We start from the raw sequence: 15,821 nt of genomic DNA, 5'->3' as shown, positions 1-15,821 counted from the left end.
TATGGCACAAAATCAAGATTATACAAAAAGTAGTAAGGCGTTATTTAAATACATCACCAAAGAAAAGAAAGATGTAACTGCTATTTATGTTTATGCCATATTAAGTGGCTTGGTGCAATTAAGTATCCCCTTGGGCATACAGGCAATTGTAAGCTTTGTAATGGGGGCTACGATGGTTACATCACTGTATTTACTGATTGGTTTTGTGGTGTTAGGTACTTTTTTAGCTGGTTTTTTCAGAATTAAGGTGATGCAGATTATTGAGAAAATTCAGCAGAAAATCTTTGTAGAATACGCTATTGCCTTTGCGGAAAAGCTCCCGAATATCAATTTATCGGCCACTAAAAAATACTATTTGCCAGAGCTGGTGAACCGTTTCTTCGAAGCGCCAAATCTGCAAAAGGGAATTTCAAAGATATTGCTCGAAATTCCAACTGCGCTTATTCAAATTGTTTTTGGAATACTTCTGCTTTCTTTCTATCACCCTTGGTTTTTAGTTTTTGGTGGTATTGTAATCATCATTGTAGTACTTATTTTTCGTTACACAATGGATTCGGGAATTCAGTCGAGCGTAGAAGAAAGTGATAAAAAATATGAGGTTGCTTCTTGGCTGGAAGATATTGCTGGAGCCATCAAAACCTTCAAAATTAATTCGAAAACCGAACTTCACCTTGCTGGTACCGATGAGCGAGTGGTGAAATATTTAGATCATCGTACTTCGCATTTTAAGGTGTTGGAATTTCAATACAAGGCAATTATTGGCTTTAAGGTAATTATGACATTGGTGATGCTTGCCATTGGAACGTATTTGCTTGTTACCCAGCAACTCAATATCGGTGCTTTTATTGCTACAGAAATTGTGGTGCTCACTATGATGACCGCCGTTGAAAAGCTGATCAAAAGCTTAGAAAGTTATTATGATGTCATTGCATCGTTGGTGAAACTGGAAAAGGTGACAGAACTTACCGACGAGCATAACGCAGATATTGTGTTGGAGCAAAAAAGTAGTGGTATGGAAGTGGGTTTTAAAGATGTCAGTTTTTCATTCAACGATAATAAACCAATTTTGTCGGGTTTAAATTTCGACATCCAAGCCAATACTATCACGGTGATATCTGGTAAATTGGGCGCTGGTAAATCACTGCTTCTAAATATGATGGCAGGATTTTACGATCCTACATCTGGTGCAATTCTTTTTGATAAGGTTCCATTAAAAAACCTCGATAAAATATCATTAAGGAACTTGATAGGTCTTTATATGGAAGATATGCAGATTATTAAAGGTACACTGCAAGACAATATTTTATTAGGTAGACACGATGTAAATGCTGAAGATATCCTAGAATTATCAGAATTGATTGGCATAGAACATTTATCAAGTCAATTTACCAATGGATTTTATACTGAACTAAGTGAGACAGATACCGAAATTTCATTTAGTTCGAAAAAGAAAATATTGTTGTTGAGAGCACTTTTGGGCAATCATCGTTTACTACTTTTAGAAGATCCATTAGATGGTATGAATGCTGAATTTAAGTTGAAGATGATCGAATACTTACAAGAAATTAAGAAGAAAGCAACGGTAATTATCGTGTCGGATGCTAGTGAGATTATGAATATAGCAGACCAAGAGCTACATCTTCAAAATGGTAGAGTAACAAGTAATTAAACTTAGAAGAGTAAGAAAATGAAGTTAAAATCTATCGATAACATTTATCATATTAATAGAGACTCACGAGTAAAAAGGTGGTTTTTTATCTTTTTAGGTTTTTGTGTGGTGGTGCTCTTTTTACCTTGGACCCAAAATATCAAGGTAAGGGGAAATGTGAGTACGCTTTACCAAGATCAACGTCCACAGCAACTTAATTCGCCTATTCCGGGTAAGATTATAAAGTGGTACGTGAAAAATGGCGATTACGTTAATAAAGGAGATACCATTTTACAACTGACAGAGGTAAAGGACGATTACCTAGATCCACTTTTGTTAGAGCGCACCCAAGAACAAGTGAAAGCAAAAAGGGGCGTAAGAAGTTACTACGAAGCTAAGGTTGGCGCTACAGATAATCAGTTAACCGCATTAAGTGCAGCAAGAGAACTGAAATTGAGCCAGCTTAAGGTTAAAATCAGTCAGTTAAATAATAAACTAGCAGCAGAAGAAGCAGAACTTTTGGCTGCGGATAATGAACTGAAGTTAAGTGAAGATCAATACAATCGCCAGAAAAAGATGTACGACGATGGTTTGGTGTCGCTTACACAATTTCAACAACGTAACGTGAGTTATCAAAATGCAGTGGCTAAAAAAACTGCGGCACAAAATAAGTTGGCGCAAACCAGGCAGGAAATTGTAGCAACTAACATAGAACAGAACGCTACCATACAAGATTACACCGAAAAATTAAGCAAAACTCAAGGCGAACGTTACCAAAGCATGGGGCAAATTGAAGGCAGCACTGGAGATATTGCCAAGCTCGAAAATCAGGCGGCAAATTACCAAGCTAGGAGAGGTTTGTATTATGTGGTGGCATCACAAGATGGGCAGGTGGTACAGCTCAACAAAGCTGGTATTGGCGAAATTTTGAAAGAAACCGAAAGCATTGGAACCATTGTGCCCAAAAAGGTTGATTACGCAGTAGAGATTTATGTAAAACCTGTGGATTTGCCATTGCTTAAAGAAGGTCAACGGGTAATGTGTATTTTCGATGGTTTCCCTGCCATTGTATTTTCTGGTTGGCCAAATACCAGTTACGGAACTTTTACTGGAAGAGTAGTAGCCATAGAAAATAACATTAGCGTTAATGGTTTATTTAAAGCGTTGGTGGTAGAAGATAAAACGCAAAAACCGTGGCCGCCACAAATAAAAATTGGTGCTGGTGTGCAAGGCATCGCTATTTTAAATGATGTGCCTATTTGGTACGAGCTATGGCGAAACATTAACGGTTTCCCACCTGATTATTACATCGCCAAAACCGAAACAACTACCAAATAGAAATGAAAATGCGATATAGATTTGTCTTAGTTTTCTTAATAATTTGCGTTGTTCAGCCAGTTTTTGGACAAGATACCCTGCGGCTTTCGCATCAGGAGTTTTTAGCTGCCGTTAAAAGCTACCATCCATTAGCGTTCAAATATCGACTGCAAAATGAAATAGCGAGGGCAGAAATCCAAAGAGCTAGAGGTAATTTTGATCCGGTAGTTGAAGGTAAAAAAGGTGAAAAAACTATTGATGGCATCGATTACTACAAAGAAACAAACATTGGCTTGGGTATTCCTACTTGGTATGGCATAGAATTAAATGGCAGTTATAACTATATCGACGGACAAAAGCTGAATAACAGCGATACCCGTGGTGGTCTATACCAATTTGGATTAACGGTTCCGCTAGCTAAAAATCTGGTTTACGATAGACGAAGAGCGTTGCTAGACCAAGCGAGAATTGGCTTGCAGATGACCGAGGCCGAGCAACTTGTACTTACTAATGATTTGCTTCTCGCTGCCGATAATGCCTATTGGAATTGGGTGAAAGAATATGAACTTTTTTTGCTGCAAAGCAGAGCGGTAACCATCAATCAGAATAGATTAGCACTCACCAAAAAAACCTATCAATATGGCGAACGTGCCGCCATTGATACCACAGAGGCACTATCGCAATTGCAGAGCTTCGAGCTAGAACAGAAAGATGCTTACCTACAATTTGTAAAGGCAACGCAAGAGCTGTCTTTATTTTTATGGAAGGAAAACCAGCAGCCTTATGATATTTTGGAAGGCATTATCCCGAGCGAAACCTTAATGAACAATGTGGCGTACCAAGAATATGTGCCACTACTAGGACGGTTAAACGGCCAACCTTTAGGAAATCATGCATCGGTTTTGTATTACCTGCGAAAGCAAGATTTTTTAGAAAGCGAACGCCGACTTAAATTTCAGAGCTTTTTGCCCAAGTTAGATTTAACCTACAATTTCTTTAATAAGGAAAATTACCGATCTGAGTTTTTCCCTTTGTTCCAAAACAATTATCAATATGGTATCAAGTTAGAAATTCCTATCTTTTTAAGGCAGGCCAGAGGCGATTATCGCATTGCGAAAAATAAAGTGCAACAAAACCTTTTAGATATCGATTATAAAAGGCAAGAAATTAACACTAAGTTGAATACCTATAAAAACGAGGTGATTAACTATCGCAACCAGATAGATATCGCTACACAAAATATCGATAACTACGAGCGCTTGGTAAAGGCAGAAGAAGCCAAGTACAACGCTGGAGAAAGTTCTTTGTTCTTGATCAATAGCAGAGAAAACAAACTGATTGATGCACAGGAGAAGATTTTAGAATTGCGTTTGAAGTTCATTAAAGGTTATAATCAGCTCAAGTGGTTAAACGAGAATTTCGTGGTGCAATAGTTCTTGAAGAATTTAATTTAAGTCTTATGTTGTTCTAGTTACAAGCAATTAGGAACATCGGTAAAAAACAAAGTGACAATCAAACTCCATGAAACCCCAGAGCTTCGATTTCTCCTACATATCTTCTCGACCAGCTATTCAATTTAATGTTTCCTGTAAAGAATTAAAAAGATAAAGAAAAGCCTAGCAAACGTAGCATTACTAGCTATCTGGATTAAAGTTGCAGAAGAAAGATTCTATTGCCGTCGATATTTGGTGGATAACCTCTAACTATAATGTAGGTGTAGCTGTGCTATTGATTTAAGTACGAATTGCCGATCCTCAGCCTTTAATAGTATTCTACATTATGGTTATTTAAAATTTGTTATTTACTTTTATGTTTCGAATGGATCCAAAAATTTGGCAAAATATTAGAAATGGTGATGCGCTTGCAATGAAAACATTGTATCAAGAGTGTTTTCAAGAGCTTTTTGCATTTGGATTTAAGATGATCGCTGATAAAGAGAAAGTAAAAGATTGTCTACATGAAATTTTTTGTGATATATGGCAAAAAAGAGCTCAAGTTGGAGAGGTTAATCATGTGAAAGCGTATCTTAAAACTTGTGTTCGCAATAGGCTACTAAAAGAAATCAAATTAGACCAAAAAACAGATCAGATTAGCGGCCAAGAATTTGAGTACTTAACAGAAAATTCTTACGAGCAATTGTTAATTTCTGCAGAAACTGATGCCGACACGAAAGTGAAAATATGGCGAGCTATTAACGAGCTGACGCAGATGCAGCGGGAAATTATCAAGTTGAAATTTTTTGACGAGCTGAATTACGAGGCGATAGCGATGATGCTAAAACTGAAACCCAGAACAGTTTACAACCACATGTATGCAGCGATCTGCAAGCTCAGGGACGAATTGAGTGCCAAATAAAAATATTTTTAATAATTTCTGGTAAAAACTGAAGTTTCCTAACTCTTATAATAAATTACTGACAAGTAATTTGTAATTGTCTGCTCTTACTTACTTAGAATGAACTATAACTATTACCATTCGGAAGATTTTGCGGCTGATGAATCATTCATCGCTTATTACCTTAAAACAGATACAGAGGCAATTGCTTTCTGGTTGGACTGGATTGCCCGGCACCCAGAGAAACTGGATGAAATTTATAACGCAGAGCGAATGTTGGCCAAGCTTAGTTTTAGACTAGATGACGAGGAATTGCATGATGCATTCTCCAAGTTTGATGATTTTCTGGCATTTGACCAAGGGCGCGGGAATATCTAACGGCAGAGTTTTGTTAAGAAACACACCAACACTGAATTATGTAGGCATGCAACGTGGTTTCTTTTATGATCTAAAAGCGGGATCGCTAGAAGATCAGGTGATTGATGTGGTCCACCACAGACAGGAAATGAACGGCTCGCTGGAGCAGGCGGCCTTGATCATAAATTCCAGAAAAGGATACCATAGGTTATTCAATAATGCCTATCCGGGCCAGTCTGGCGGTGCTGACCCATGGAAGATCCAACATGCCATTGCAAGCTACCTACGTTCGCTATCCCCCTTTAGCTCTAGATTTGACCTTTACATGCGAGGCGATCACAAGCAGCTAAGTGCAGATGAGAAAGCTGGATTTAATCTTTTTATGGGAAAGGCCAAGTGCGGGAGTTGCCATTTTGCGCCATTATTCAATGGAACGCAGTCACCACTTTTTATCAAAAGTGAAGCGGAGGTTCTTGGCGTTCCTGCCGATACTGACACTACAGGAACCATGATAGATCCCGATCTTGGGCGGTATGCCCTTTACGCATATCCACAATATAAACATGCCTTCAAAACCGCTACGCTCAGGAATATTACCAAAACTGCACCCTATATGCATAACGGGGTATACAAAAGCTTGGAACAGGTAATGGATTTTTATAACCGTGGGGGTGGTACAGGGCTGGGCCTGAAGGTAGATAACCAAACCCTGTCTTCAGCTCAATTAAATCTTACAAAAGCAGAGATACAGCAGATCATAGCATTCATGGGCGCACTGGAAGATCTCCCATAGCACGTCCATATCCAGCTTTGCCGCCAGGTTAAAATCAATCTTGTGCAGATGTTCGTTTGGTGCGGTAGACCACTGTAGATCCATTAGTTTTTTGTGTTTATGTACAGTCTCGTATAATTGCTGGCCTGTGGTACTTCTGTAATGAATGGTGTATTTTAAGGATTACGGTTTTGCATTGGCTATGATCCCATCTGAGGGCTAAGGGCAAGTAAGCATCAAGGCCCACCAGGTGTCTCTAATAGGCTCCGTGATCATAGGACTAGTATTGTTCATACCAAGTGAACTTATTTTCTATTATCGACCGGGTATTTTTGTTAAGATATTCCAAATAGGCCAAGGAAACTGGTGAATGCTTTTTCCCCTTCAGCCATACAATCCGCCAAGTTGTAGTAATAGGAAGACCTTTTACCGGTATAATCTGCAGTTCCTTGTTCTGCAATTCGTTCCGGATACCGATCAAGGGCATGACCGAGTAGCCCAATCCGGCAAGCAAAGCCTGCTTTACCGCTTCGTTAGAGGAGAGTTCCATCTTTTTTAGCACAGCGATTTCATTCCTGTTAAAAAAAGCTTCCATGGTCTGCCTGGTGCCCGAACCCTTTTCCCTAAAAATGATAGGGAGCTTTTCAAATATCTCCTTTACCGTAGCTTTTTTGCTTAATGTAGGCAAAGAATTACCCACCAGATAAAGTTTGTTATTCAACAAATCCAATTTTTCTACATTTACGGTGGTTGGCAAGATGGAAACCAGGGCAAAATCAACTTCGTTATTCTCTAGGCTTTCAAGCACCTTGTTCTTATTGGTCACATCCATCACAAGCTCTACCCCCTTGTGCTCGTTCATGAAATCCGATAGGAAGTAGGGCATAACATACTTTCCCGTAGAAACTACAGAAATTTTCAACCGGCCAGTTATCTGTCCCTTAAAGGCAGAGGTTTTGTAGTTGATGGCATAGACCTCATTGAGAATATTCTCTGCGGCATGTGCAATCTCCCTGCCAAAATCTGTTACATAAAGCTGACGCCCAACTACTTCTGTCAATGGGATTTCGAACTGGTCCTGCAAATTCTTCAGTTGGATGGAAACCGCAGGTTGGGTCAGATGCAGCTCTTCGGCTGCCTTGGTAATACTTTTGGTCTGGGTGATCTTCAAAAAAACCTGAAGCTGGTGTAGCGTATAATTCATAAATTATTTTTATGTATATCATTACAAACATAAATAAAAATATATAAAAACTTTCCCGGAATATTGTGCCAATCAAAAATACATGATCAATATGACGAGAATAACAGTTGCAAAAGGAGACGGGGTAGGCCCGGAAATCATGGATGCCACTTTGAGGATTTTAAAGCTTGCTGGCGCACAATTGGAAATTGACGAGATTGAAGTGGGAGAGAAAGTCTATCTAGAAGGAAACACTTCGGGCATAGCAGCAGAATCTTGGGAGACAATTCGCAGGAACAGGATTTTCCTGAAAGCGCCCATCACCACACCTCAAGGTGGGGGCTATAAAAGCTTGAATGTAACCATGAGAAAATCGATGGGCCTGTACGCGAACGTTCGCCCATGCACTAGTCTGCACCCATTTGTCGCCACAAAACATCCGGTAATGGATCTGGTGATCATCAGGGAAAACGAGGAGGATTTGTATGCAGGCATTGAACATCAGCAGACAGATGAGGTGATACAGTGCCTAAAGCTGATCAGTAGGCCCGGTTGCGAAAAGATCATCCGTTATGCCTTTGAGTATACCAAACAGCAGGGCAGAAAAAAGCTGACCTGCCTGACCAAGGACAATATCATGAAGCAGACCGACGGATTGTTCCATGAGGTGTTTGATGAGATTGCTTTAGAATATCCAGAAATCAAAACCGATCATTGGATCATTGATATCGGTGCAGCTAAATTGGCGCAGTCTCCCGAAGATTTCGATGTAATCGTAACCATGAACCTTTATGGCGATATCATCTCGGACATTGCTGCGGAAATTGCAGGTTCGGTTGGGCTAGGGGGCTCGGCGAACATTGGCGAGGAATGTGCCATGTTTGAGGCCATACATGGCTCGGCTCCAGATATTGCCGGCAGAAATATCGGTAATCCTTCAGGGCTCATCCAGGCTGCGGTAATGATGCTCACGCACATCGGACAAACGGGCGTTGCACAGAAAATCCAGAATGCCTGGTTGAAAACCATTGAAGAAGGCATACATACTAGTGATATCTTCAAAAGCGGGTTTAGCAAAAAAGAGGTAAGCACCACAGAATTTACCACTCACCTCATTTCAAACTTGGGAGAGCAGCCCTCGTTTTTAAAAGTCAGCGCTCAGTTTACAGATACTGTTTTAAAACTACCCAAATACGTAAGAAAGGCCCCAGCTGCGAAAAAACTTGTAGGTGTAGATCTATTTGTGCACTGGCAAGGTAGCAATCCAAATGAACTGGCTACACAAATTTCTGTACTTGAAAGTGGCGGTGTGCTGCTTTCTATGATTACCAATAGGGGAGTAAAGGTTTGGCCCAACGGTTTCAAGGAAACATTCTGCACCGACCATTGGAGATGCAGATTTACATCAGAGGTAGGAATCGGCATCAGTCAAGAAGATATCATTCAACTCCTAAAACAGGCAAGCGATCTAAATATCGATGTTATCAAAACAGAAAATCTATATGAGTTTAATGGAAAGGCTGCATTTTCATTAGGCCAGGGGCAATAAAACAAAGCGGTATGGTCAATATCATTATTTACCTAGATAAAAAAAATGATGCAGAGGATTTGGTTAAACACCTACTTGAGGCTAAACTCATCGCATCTGCAGTAATTGATATGGATAATATTTCCTATTCCATCAAGGATGGGAATTTTACCAAAGAAGTCTACAATGTAATCACGGCCAAATCCAAATCACTTTTGACCAACCAGATCGTTCATGCGGTTGAAGCGCAGCTAGGGGAAGAAGTATTGATCATCTCCACTCCAATTGTCGGCTCAAACAGCAGTTTTGATGAGATGGTGAAACAAAATACAATTCCGGTATAACTAGGTATTCAACTCTTTCTATCAGCCAATATTAAAATGAAACAAAACAATATCATCGCTTTGCTCAGTTTGATAATGCTATTTTCTCTTGCCGCAGCTTTCATCACTTCTGATGCATTCCTTGGGAAGCTATTATCTTCATTAGGTATCATTTCTGGAGCATTGTGCTCCGGACAATTCATAAAACAAAATCAATCATGAACAACACACAAAAATTCAAGTTTATTGACGGTAATTTTTCCGCAACCGAAAGCCGTGACATCTTAAGAAACGTATTTACCGGAAAGGTACAGTTCCATCAGATCAAGAACTTTAGTTCCCAGGAACGACAAGGCAAGGATGATGAACACTCCGTGCAAAGGATAATAGAACTTAAGCAATCCCTTGCCCAGATCATGCACTTTCTTGAGACGGCACAAAGGGAAGACAAACAACTGGCCATCAGATCGGAAATTGAAATTACCATCCTGTAAGACATGTTTGAGGGAAGGCGTTTACTCATTGCGACCAAGCATCAAAAAGAAAGCGTGATTGCCCCAATCATGCAAAGAGAACTTGGTGTTGACTGTTTTGTCTGCCCAGAATTTGACAGCGATCTGCTAGGAACTTTTACTGGAGAAATGGAAAGGACTGATGATGCCCTGACAACCGTCAAAAACAAGTGCCTACAGGCAATGGCCTTGGCCAAATGCGATCTGGCAATAGCCAGTGAAGGCTCTTTTGGCCCACATCCGATAATATTTTTTGCCAATGCGGACCAAGAAATTCTAATATTTATCGATCAGAAGAATGGATTAGAGATTACCGTGAGTGAGCTGAGCTTGAGTACTAATTTTAATGGAGCTAACGTCAATTCTGAAAACGAACTACAAGCTTTTGCCGCTGATGCAGGCTTCTCATTGCATGGGCTAATCCTTCGAAAGCAAAAAGGGGATTTAGCATTTATGGTTAAAGGGATTACCGATTGGGAAACGCTGTTGTCAAGTTACCATAAGGTTAAACTCGATAACGGGAGTGCCTACGTTGAAACAGATATGAGAGCCATGTTTAATCCCACAAGGATGAAAGTAATTGAAACCGTCACAAAAAAGCTAGCCGACAAGATCAAGTCGCTATGCCCGAGCTGTCAGATGGCTGGTTTTGGAGTAGTAGAAGCAGAGCAGGGTTTGCCCTGTGAGCTTTGCGGATTGCCGACACGATCTACGTTAGCCCATGTCTACCGCTGTGCTCACTGCCATTTTTCATTGGAACGACAATATCCCCATGGCAAAGAAAAAGAAGACCCAATGTATTGTGATTTATGTAACCCCTAATTATGATCAGTGATAATATAGCTTTAGCAGCAGATATGCTAAAACAAGGCTGTCTGGTTGCCATACCTACAGAAACGGTATATGGCTTGGCAGCAAATATCTACAACGAAAATGCAATAAAAGCGATATACGATGCTAAAAATCGTCCCTTGCACACCCCCCTGATCGTGCATATCAAAGGTATCGAATGCTTGGAAACAATAGCCAATACAATACCATCGGTGGCCATAAGACTTGCAGAGAGATATTGGCCAGGTCCATTAACCCTGCTACTCGAAAAAAACCGGAATGTATCCGATCTGGTAACTGCTGGCTATCCTAGGGTGGCAGTAAGGGTGCCAGATCATCCGGTAGCTTTGGCTTTGCTGAACCAAATCGATTTTCCACTGGCAGCACCCAGCACCAACCCATTTGGGGGCATTAGTTCCTCCAGAGCCGAGCACGTAGAAGCACATTTTAAAGACCTTATCGGGATGGTGCTTCAGGTTGGCAGCTGTAAAAGAGGTATCGAATCTAACATCGTGGGATTTGACGGAAACCAGACCATCATTTATAGGTTGGGTTCGCTACCCATTGAAGAGATACAAGAGGTTGTTGAAAAGGTAGTGTTGATCAATAAAGCTGTTCAATCTCCTGTAGCTCCAGGTATGCTAGCTAGACATTACGGTCCGGAAACGCCGCTTATTTTTACTAAGAATATCAGATACGAGGTAAGTAGACTAAAAGATAATAAGGTGGGGCTATTGCTTTTTAATGAAGCTTTAATTGGTTTGCCAGCACAATTCAAACAAAAAGTCCTGTCTGCCAATGGCAATTTAACAGAAGCTGCAACTATACTTTATGAAACGATGCACGAGCTGGATAAGGTGGGTTTGGATTACATTGTCGCCGAGCAGTTTCCCGAAGAAGGCATGGGCATTGTAATCAATGATAAGCTTGGTAGGGGTTCAAACGGTGGTTTCTTGGCATTGGTCTAAGACTTAAGCATTGTATGATCAACATAACTTTCAGGTATTTGTCAATAGAAAATTATATGCATCACATCTTATTTTTAGTCTGTCCTTTTTCCTGCCTGGAGCAGCCGCTCAAACAAAGGTATGGGAAGCAGCACTTATTTTTGACCGCTCCAGCTGCAGTTTTTGGATGGAGCCAGGTAGATCATTTGTTGGCGATACGAGATGTGCTTGTTCAGCAAGAGATCAGGGAAATTTGCGTTGTGGCCGATACGTCCTGTAGATTCATTCATGCTGTGATACAAAAAGACAAACCATTCGGTTTGTCTGCCGAAAAGATATTGATAGAACTATATATCGATAATTACTTCAGATATTTCAAAGATCAGGCGATAGAAAACCAGCGAGATCAATTAGCTAAACTTATTGTACAGCGGCAACTTGATGAGCTTATTGCGGTTCCTTTTATTGGGGGATGTATCCAAGAGAATGCCATTGCTGTAAATGGTTTAGTGAGTTCTTCAAGAAATTTTTTTAAGGCTATTTCTCTAAAACCAACTCAACCTATCAATTATGGATTATAATTTACTGATAGATAATTTGACCAACCCTGCACTTTTGTTCTTTGTGCTTGGTATTTTAGCTGTTTACCTCAAAAGCGATTTGGAGATACCGCCAAACTCTTCGAAGTTCATTTCGCTTTATCTGCTCTTTGCCATCGGCTTTAGAGGTGGGCAGGAACTTTCTCATGAAGCTTTCTCCGCAGAGATTGTATGGGCAATGATTTTCGGGATCTTGATAGCATTGTCTATCCCACTGTATACCTTCTTTATCCTAAAAAGGCGATTGAATGTATATGATGCGGGAGCAATTGCCGCCGCCTACGGATCGGTGAGTGCGGTCACCTTTGTTACAGCAGTTTCTTATCTGGAAAGTCAGCAGCTGGTTCTGCATGGGCACATGGTTGCCATTATGGCATTGATGGAATCGCCGGCTATCATAATGGGGCTGTTGCTGATCTCATTCTTCAATAAGAACAATTTGCACCGGATAAATAAGATGCAGGTGCTCAAACACTCCTTTACCAATGGCAGCGTACTGCTAATCTTGGGTAGCCTTGTTATTGGCTATCTGGCCAGCACCAAACAGGCCGATGGTATCAAGCCTTTCACTAATGATCTTTTTAAAGGTTTTTTAGCCATTTTTTTATTGGATATGGGTATTGCCAGCGGGAAAAAGCTAAAAGCCTTTTTCTCATTTGGATGGTTTCCAGCCCTGTTTGCATTTTTTATACCACTGTTGAACGGAAGCTTGGTTGCACTGTTGAGCTCAAATCTGATTGATGATGATACCAACAGGTTTATTTTTGCTGTACTTGCGGCAAGTGCCTCCTACATCGCTGTTCCGGCAGCCATGAAGATTTCAGTACCAAAGGCAAACCCTGGGCTGTACCTGCCAATGGCCCTGGCAATTACCTTTCCGGTAAATATTACAATTGGTATGCCCATCTATTTTATGATTGTTAAAACGTACTGATGCGCTCTGTAAAGTATTTGATGACCATTAAAGAAGGTAAGCTACAAAGAGATAATAGTAATGTAGATTTAAAAAAAAATAGTAATGCTATAATAAAAATTTGTAATACGTTTATTTGGAATATATTGACTTTTTTGATAATTTTTTTTGCTTTTTTACTCGTAGGGAATAATGTTTTCGCAAAAAGAATACGGTTATGAATGTATCATTGAAGTTTAAGATTAATGAAAGCCTATATCTTAAGGATCCTCAAAGCGAGTAGTCCGCCTGCGAAAATGAATAGATATTGAGCCTTCAATCCCCTGAATTCAACCGTCCTGCCTATGCCTTTGTTTATGTTGTAACTGTTCATAAGACAAAGGTTTATAGAAAGAATGAACGTAGGACTGTAGCCGCAACAATCAAGAAGATACACGCACCAAACCACGAAGCCGCAGTTTTGCTTGTGTCAGGATCGCCCGAACTGAACTTGTTATACACCTTAACGCCTCCGATTAGTCCAACGACCGCACCGATGGCGTAAATGAGTTGGGTAGCGGGGTCGAAATAGGAAGTTACCATTTGGGTAGCTTCGTTAATACCTGCCGAGCCGTTTCCCTGTGCGAACGCACCAATTCCTGACAGTTGAGGGTTTCTTCGGCAGAAAGGTTCAGCTTTTTGTTGGCTTCCTTCTGCAATCCGGTAAGGTCGAACAATAAAGGAGGTTGTTCTGTAACGGTTTTGATTTCTACTGATGTAACTGTTTCCGTTTCGCTTCGCTGAATGGCTTTCAGCCTATCATCGGCAAGTTTTTGGTCTTCCCATTTGGTTTTGGAAAGGTTTTTAAAATCTGTCAGTTCTTTGTGGTGTAATAACTGTATCTGCCAATGTTTCTTTACCGAGAAATTTTTGTTTTTCAAATAGCGTTTGCATATCAAAGCCAGTGTAGGTGTCTGCACTCTTCCGCACGAATAAATGCCGTTGCCTGCGGTAATGCTCAACGCCTGTGTAGCATTGATGCCCACAAGCCAATCGGCACGGCTTCTGCCTTGTGCCGCCTGATACAATCCGTCAAATGCCGCACCTCTTTTAGATTGTCAAAGCCTTGCTTGATGGCTTTTTCGGTAAGCGAGCTTATCCAAAGGCGTTCAAAGGGCTTGTTACATTTCAGGTATTTATAAATGTACCTAAAAATGAGTTCGCCCTCACGTCCTGCATACCCGTAATATTAAGCTCTACCCGTTTAGACCTCCCAATAATAGCAAAAGAATGTGGGGCTGATGCCTATATACTTAAACCTTTTGACACATATATATTCTGTGATCTAATAAGGGATACGTTAAAAAGGAACTTAAAGCGAGGAATGAAATGAGGATATTGATTTTAGCCGTTTCTGTCCACTCAACAATTTTGTCACATAAGAAACGCTGTAAAATCTATTGTCAATATAATTCATAATAAAGAACTAAAACTAAAGTAGTAAATTTATATTAATCAGCTACGACACCGTATTATCGCGCATGGTTACTGCAAGTCTGATGGGTAACGTAGTCTTTTGTGTTTCTTTATCTGGCAATAAATTGAATTTCAATATTAGGCAACTTTAGTCAGTTTCTTGATTTAAGTTTAGATCTACTTTCCTTCTTTTTTCACTCTATCTACTTTTTCATACATTACTTTGCCCAACACGACTTTATCTGTGTTAGTTGGTGTATCGGCGGTAAGTCTAGAGCTTTTATCTATCCTTTTCCTTGTGGGCTTATTTGGTGTTGGAAATTGCATAGTGATATTGGCGATTATGGTTTCGCTATGTCCATTTCTTTAAAGTTCCCGAAAAAAAGTTACCTTGCCGCTATCCGGATGTATTTCCACCAAGACTTTTCTACCAGTTCGGTACTCGTAAATAAACCAGTTTTGATTTTCTGGCTCGTCAGCAGAGTAAGAAATCAGGATATTTTCGCCCTTTTCATCTAAAACACTATCAGGAGATATATTATTCTTAATTGACTGGCCTTATATTTTTAAGTTCAGATTGTAACAAAGATAAAAAAGGATTCAATAGTTTTCCCACTTTTAGTTTTATTGTATTCAATAACTGATTAGCGAAACAACAATAATTGGGAAGCTGTACCTTTTGCTACAAATTGAGTTTTTAAAAGAAAAGCATTGTTTTTATATAGAATATTTTTTTGCGGCTTTCATTAATGAAGTAGTCGAACAAGAGAATAACAACTAAAAGACATAACATCAACGATGTGTATATTGGTTCTAGTTTTCCGCATTTCTATAAGAGTTACAACATACAGTATGTTAAAACACAAAAAAACTAAGTGGCTATTTCGTTTATTTGTTTTTTCTGCGTCTCCTTTTTTCTCCTTTATTGATATAACTAATTTTAAGACAATGTAAGTACTGTTGACAGTTAGCGAAAGAATGAAAAACAGGGATGCATTTTGATAGGAACTAGCAATATGGAAGCCCGAGATAGTGTATAGAGACCAAGTGAAAATTGAAAAAAATAAATAGTAGGTATACTTTTGAGAATAGACTGAACTAC

The 15,821-nt window shown here is 39.9% G+C and carries 16 protein-coding genes and 1 pseudogene; 13 read left to right on the top strand and 4 right to left on the bottom strand.

The features are described 5' to 3' along the window. The first annotated feature begins 1 nt into the window (after position 1). The 6 genes from DUT71_RS15335 to DUT71_RS15315 all read left to right on the top strand — a co-directional run bounded on the left by DUT71_RS15335 (position 2) and on the right by DUT71_RS15315 (position 6,449). Positions 2-1,669 (top strand): peptidase domain-containing ABC transporter, encoded by a 1,668-nt coding sequence (locus DUT71_RS15335; protein WP_113663429.1) that lies wholly within the window; start codon positions 2-4, stop codon positions 1,667-1,669. An 18-nt stretch (positions 1,670-1,687) separates the two neighbouring features. Beyond that, positions 1,688-2,986, top strand: a complete 1,299-nt coding sequence (locus DUT71_RS15330) for an HlyD family secretion protein (protein WP_113663428.1) — start codon at positions 1,688-1,690, stop codon at positions 2,984-2,986. 8 nt (positions 2,987-2,994) lie between these two features. Next, positions 2,995-4,398: a TolC family protein gene (locus tag DUT71_RS15325; RefSeq protein ID WP_162796070.1), complete on the top strand. Its 1,404-nt coding sequence runs from the start codon at positions 2,995-2,997 to the stop codon at positions 4,396-4,398. A gap of 385 nt (positions 4,399-4,783) precedes the next feature. After that, the gene (locus tag DUT71_RS15320; protein WP_162796069.1) at positions 4,784-5,320 is read left to right on the top strand and encodes an RNA polymerase sigma factor; all 537 of its coding nucleotides are present in this window, start codon (positions 4,784-4,786) and stop codon (positions 5,318-5,320) included. Between the two features lie 99 nt (positions 5,321-5,419). Next, entirely contained in the window at positions 5,420-5,677 is a 258-nt protein-coding gene (locus DUT71_RS20245) for a hypothetical protein (protein ID WP_162796068.1), read from the top strand. Then, on the top strand, positions 5,601-6,449 hold the full coding sequence (locus DUT71_RS15315) for a cytochrome-c peroxidase (RefSeq protein WP_113663425.1): 849 nt from the start codon (positions 5,601-5,603) through the stop codon (positions 6,447-6,449). Before DUT71_RS20245 ends, DUT71_RS15315 begins: the two co-directional genes overlap by 77 nt. A 259-nt stretch (positions 6,450-6,708) precedes the next feature. On the opposite strand, the gene DUT71_RS15310 is transcribed toward DUT71_RS15315, so the two are convergent. Continuing rightward, positions 6,709-7,632, bottom strand: coding sequence for a LysR family transcriptional regulator (locus tag DUT71_RS15310; protein ID WP_113663424.1), 924 nt, complete (start codon positions 7,630-7,632; stop codon positions 6,709-6,711). Positions 7,633-7,723: 91 nt separating this feature from the next. On the opposite strand from DUT71_RS15310, the gene DUT71_RS15305 reads away from it, so the two are divergent. From DUT71_RS15305 to DUT71_RS15275, 7 genes are all read left to right on the top strand, one after another. Next, the gene (locus DUT71_RS15305) at positions 7,724-9,160 is read left to right on the top strand and encodes an NADP-dependent isocitrate dehydrogenase (RefSeq protein ID WP_113663423.1); all 1,437 of its coding nucleotides are present in this window, start codon (positions 7,724-7,726) and stop codon (positions 9,158-9,160) included. A gap of 11 nt (positions 9,161-9,171) precedes the next feature. Beyond that, positions 9,172-9,483: a divalent cation tolerance protein CutA gene (locus DUT71_RS15300; protein WP_113663422.1), complete on the top strand. Its 312-nt coding sequence runs from the start codon at positions 9,172-9,174 to the stop codon at positions 9,481-9,483. Positions 9,484-9,680: 197 nt separating this feature from the next. Then, on the top strand, positions 9,681-9,956 hold the full coding sequence (locus tag DUT71_RS15295) for a hypothetical protein (protein WP_113663421.1): 276 nt from the start codon (positions 9,681-9,683) through the stop codon (positions 9,954-9,956). Between the two features lie 3 nt (positions 9,957-9,959). Next, positions 9,960-10,796: a DUF6671 family protein gene (locus tag DUT71_RS15290; protein WP_113663420.1), complete on the top strand. Its 837-nt coding sequence runs from the start codon at positions 9,960-9,962 to the stop codon at positions 10,794-10,796. Positions 10,797-10,798: 2 nt separating this feature from the next. Further along, the gene (locus tag DUT71_RS15285; RefSeq protein ID WP_113663419.1) at positions 10,799-11,773 is read left to right on the top strand and encodes an L-threonylcarbamoyladenylate synthase; all 975 of its coding nucleotides are present in this window, start codon (positions 10,799-10,801) and stop codon (positions 11,771-11,773) included. 38 nt (positions 11,774-11,811) lie between these two features. Beyond that, a complete protein-coding gene (locus DUT71_RS15280; protein WP_162796066.1) occupies positions 11,812-12,333 on the top strand; it encodes a hypothetical protein in 522 nt (173 codons plus the stop codon). Continuing rightward, positions 12,323-13,285 carry a sodium-dependent bicarbonate transport family permease gene (locus DUT71_RS15275; protein WP_113663417.1) on the top strand — a complete coding sequence of 321 codons (963 nt, stop codon included), beginning with the start codon at positions 12,323-12,325 and terminating at the stop codon, positions 13,283-13,285. The genes DUT71_RS15280 and DUT71_RS15275 overlap by 11 nt, the downstream gene beginning before the upstream one ends. 241 nt (positions 13,286-13,526) lie before the next feature. Here DUT71_RS15275 and DUT71_RS15265 read toward each other — a convergent pair. The 3 genes and pseudogenes from DUT71_RS15265 to DUT71_RS15255 all read right to left on the bottom strand — a co-directional run. Beyond that, positions 13,527-13,637, bottom strand: a pseudogene (locus tag DUT71_RS15265) (DUF4133 domain-containing protein); the annotation flags it as partial. 11 nt (positions 13,638-13,648) lie between these two features. Beyond that, on the bottom strand, positions 13,649-13,909 hold the full coding sequence (locus DUT71_RS15260) for a DUF4134 domain-containing protein (protein WP_113663415.1): 261 nt from the start codon (positions 13,907-13,909) through the stop codon (positions 13,649-13,651). Next, positions 13,840-14,331, bottom strand: coding sequence for a DNA topoisomerase (locus DUT71_RS15255; RefSeq protein ID WP_240186953.1), 492 nt, complete (start codon positions 14,329-14,331; stop codon positions 13,840-13,842). The genes DUT71_RS15260 and DUT71_RS15255 overlap by 70 nt, the downstream gene beginning before the upstream one ends. Between the last annotated feature and the right edge of the window lie 1,490 nt (positions 14,332-15,821).

The sequence above is a fragment of the Pedobacter nanyangensis genome (genome assembly GCF_003313505.1).
In the GTDB taxonomy this organism is placed as follows: domain Bacteria; phylum Bacteroidota; class Bacteroidia; order Sphingobacteriales; family Sphingobacteriaceae; genus Pedobacter; species Pedobacter nanyangensis.
Note: the sequence above shows the minus strand (reverse complement) of the source record. Positions and strands in the feature narration are given on the sequence as shown.

What these genes read in the sequence shown, in the direction of transcription:
- DUT71_RS15330 (WP_113663428.1), top strand. Translation starts at nt 1,688, where the DNA reads ATGAAGTTAAAATCTATCGATAACATTTATCATATTAATAGAGACTCA.
- DUT71_RS15275 (WP_113663417.1), top strand. Translation starts at nt 12,323, where the DNA reads ATGGATTATAATTTACTGATAGATAATTTGACCAACCCTGCACTTTTG.
- DUT71_RS15300 (WP_113663422.1), top strand. Translation starts at nt 9,172, where the DNA reads ATGGTCAATATCATTATTTACCTAGATAAAAAAAATGATGCAGAGGAT.
- DUT71_RS15335 (WP_113663429.1), top strand. Translation starts at nt 2, where the DNA reads ATGGCACAAAATCAAGATTATACAAAAAGTAGTAAGGCGTTATTTAAA.
- DUT71_RS15305 (WP_113663423.1), top strand. Translation starts at nt 7,724, where the DNA reads ATGACGAGAATAACAGTTGCAAAAGGAGACGGGGTAGGCCCGGAAATC.
- DUT71_RS15315 (WP_113663425.1), top strand. Translation starts at nt 5,601, where the DNA reads ATGACGAGGAATTGCATGATGCATTCTCCAAGTTTGATGATTTTCTGG.
- DUT71_RS15285 (WP_113663419.1), top strand. Translation starts at nt 10,799, where the DNA reads ATGATCAGTGATAATATAGCTTTAGCAGCAGATATGCTAAAACAAGGC.
- DUT71_RS15295 (WP_113663421.1), top strand. Translation starts at nt 9,681, where the DNA reads ATGAACAACACACAAAAATTCAAGTTTATTGACGGTAATTTTTCCGCA.
- DUT71_RS15320 (WP_162796069.1), top strand. Translation starts at nt 4,784, where the DNA reads ATGGATCCAAAAATTTGGCAAAATATTAGAAATGGTGATGCGCTTGCA.
- DUT71_RS15325 (WP_162796070.1), top strand. Translation starts at nt 2,995, where the DNA reads ATGCGATATAGATTTGTCTTAGTTTTCTTAATAATTTGCGTTGTTCAG.
- DUT71_RS20245 (WP_162796068.1), top strand. Translation starts at nt 5,420, where the DNA reads ATGAACTATAACTATTACCATTCGGAAGATTTTGCGGCTGATGAATCA.
- DUT71_RS15310 (WP_113663424.1), bottom strand. Translation starts at nt 7,632, where the DNA reads ATGAATTATACGCTACACCAGCTTCAGGTTTTTTTGAAGATCACCCAG.
- DUT71_RS15290 (WP_113663420.1), top strand. Translation starts at nt 9,960, where the DNA reads ATGTTTGAGGGAAGGCGTTTACTCATTGCGACCAAGCATCAAAAAGAA.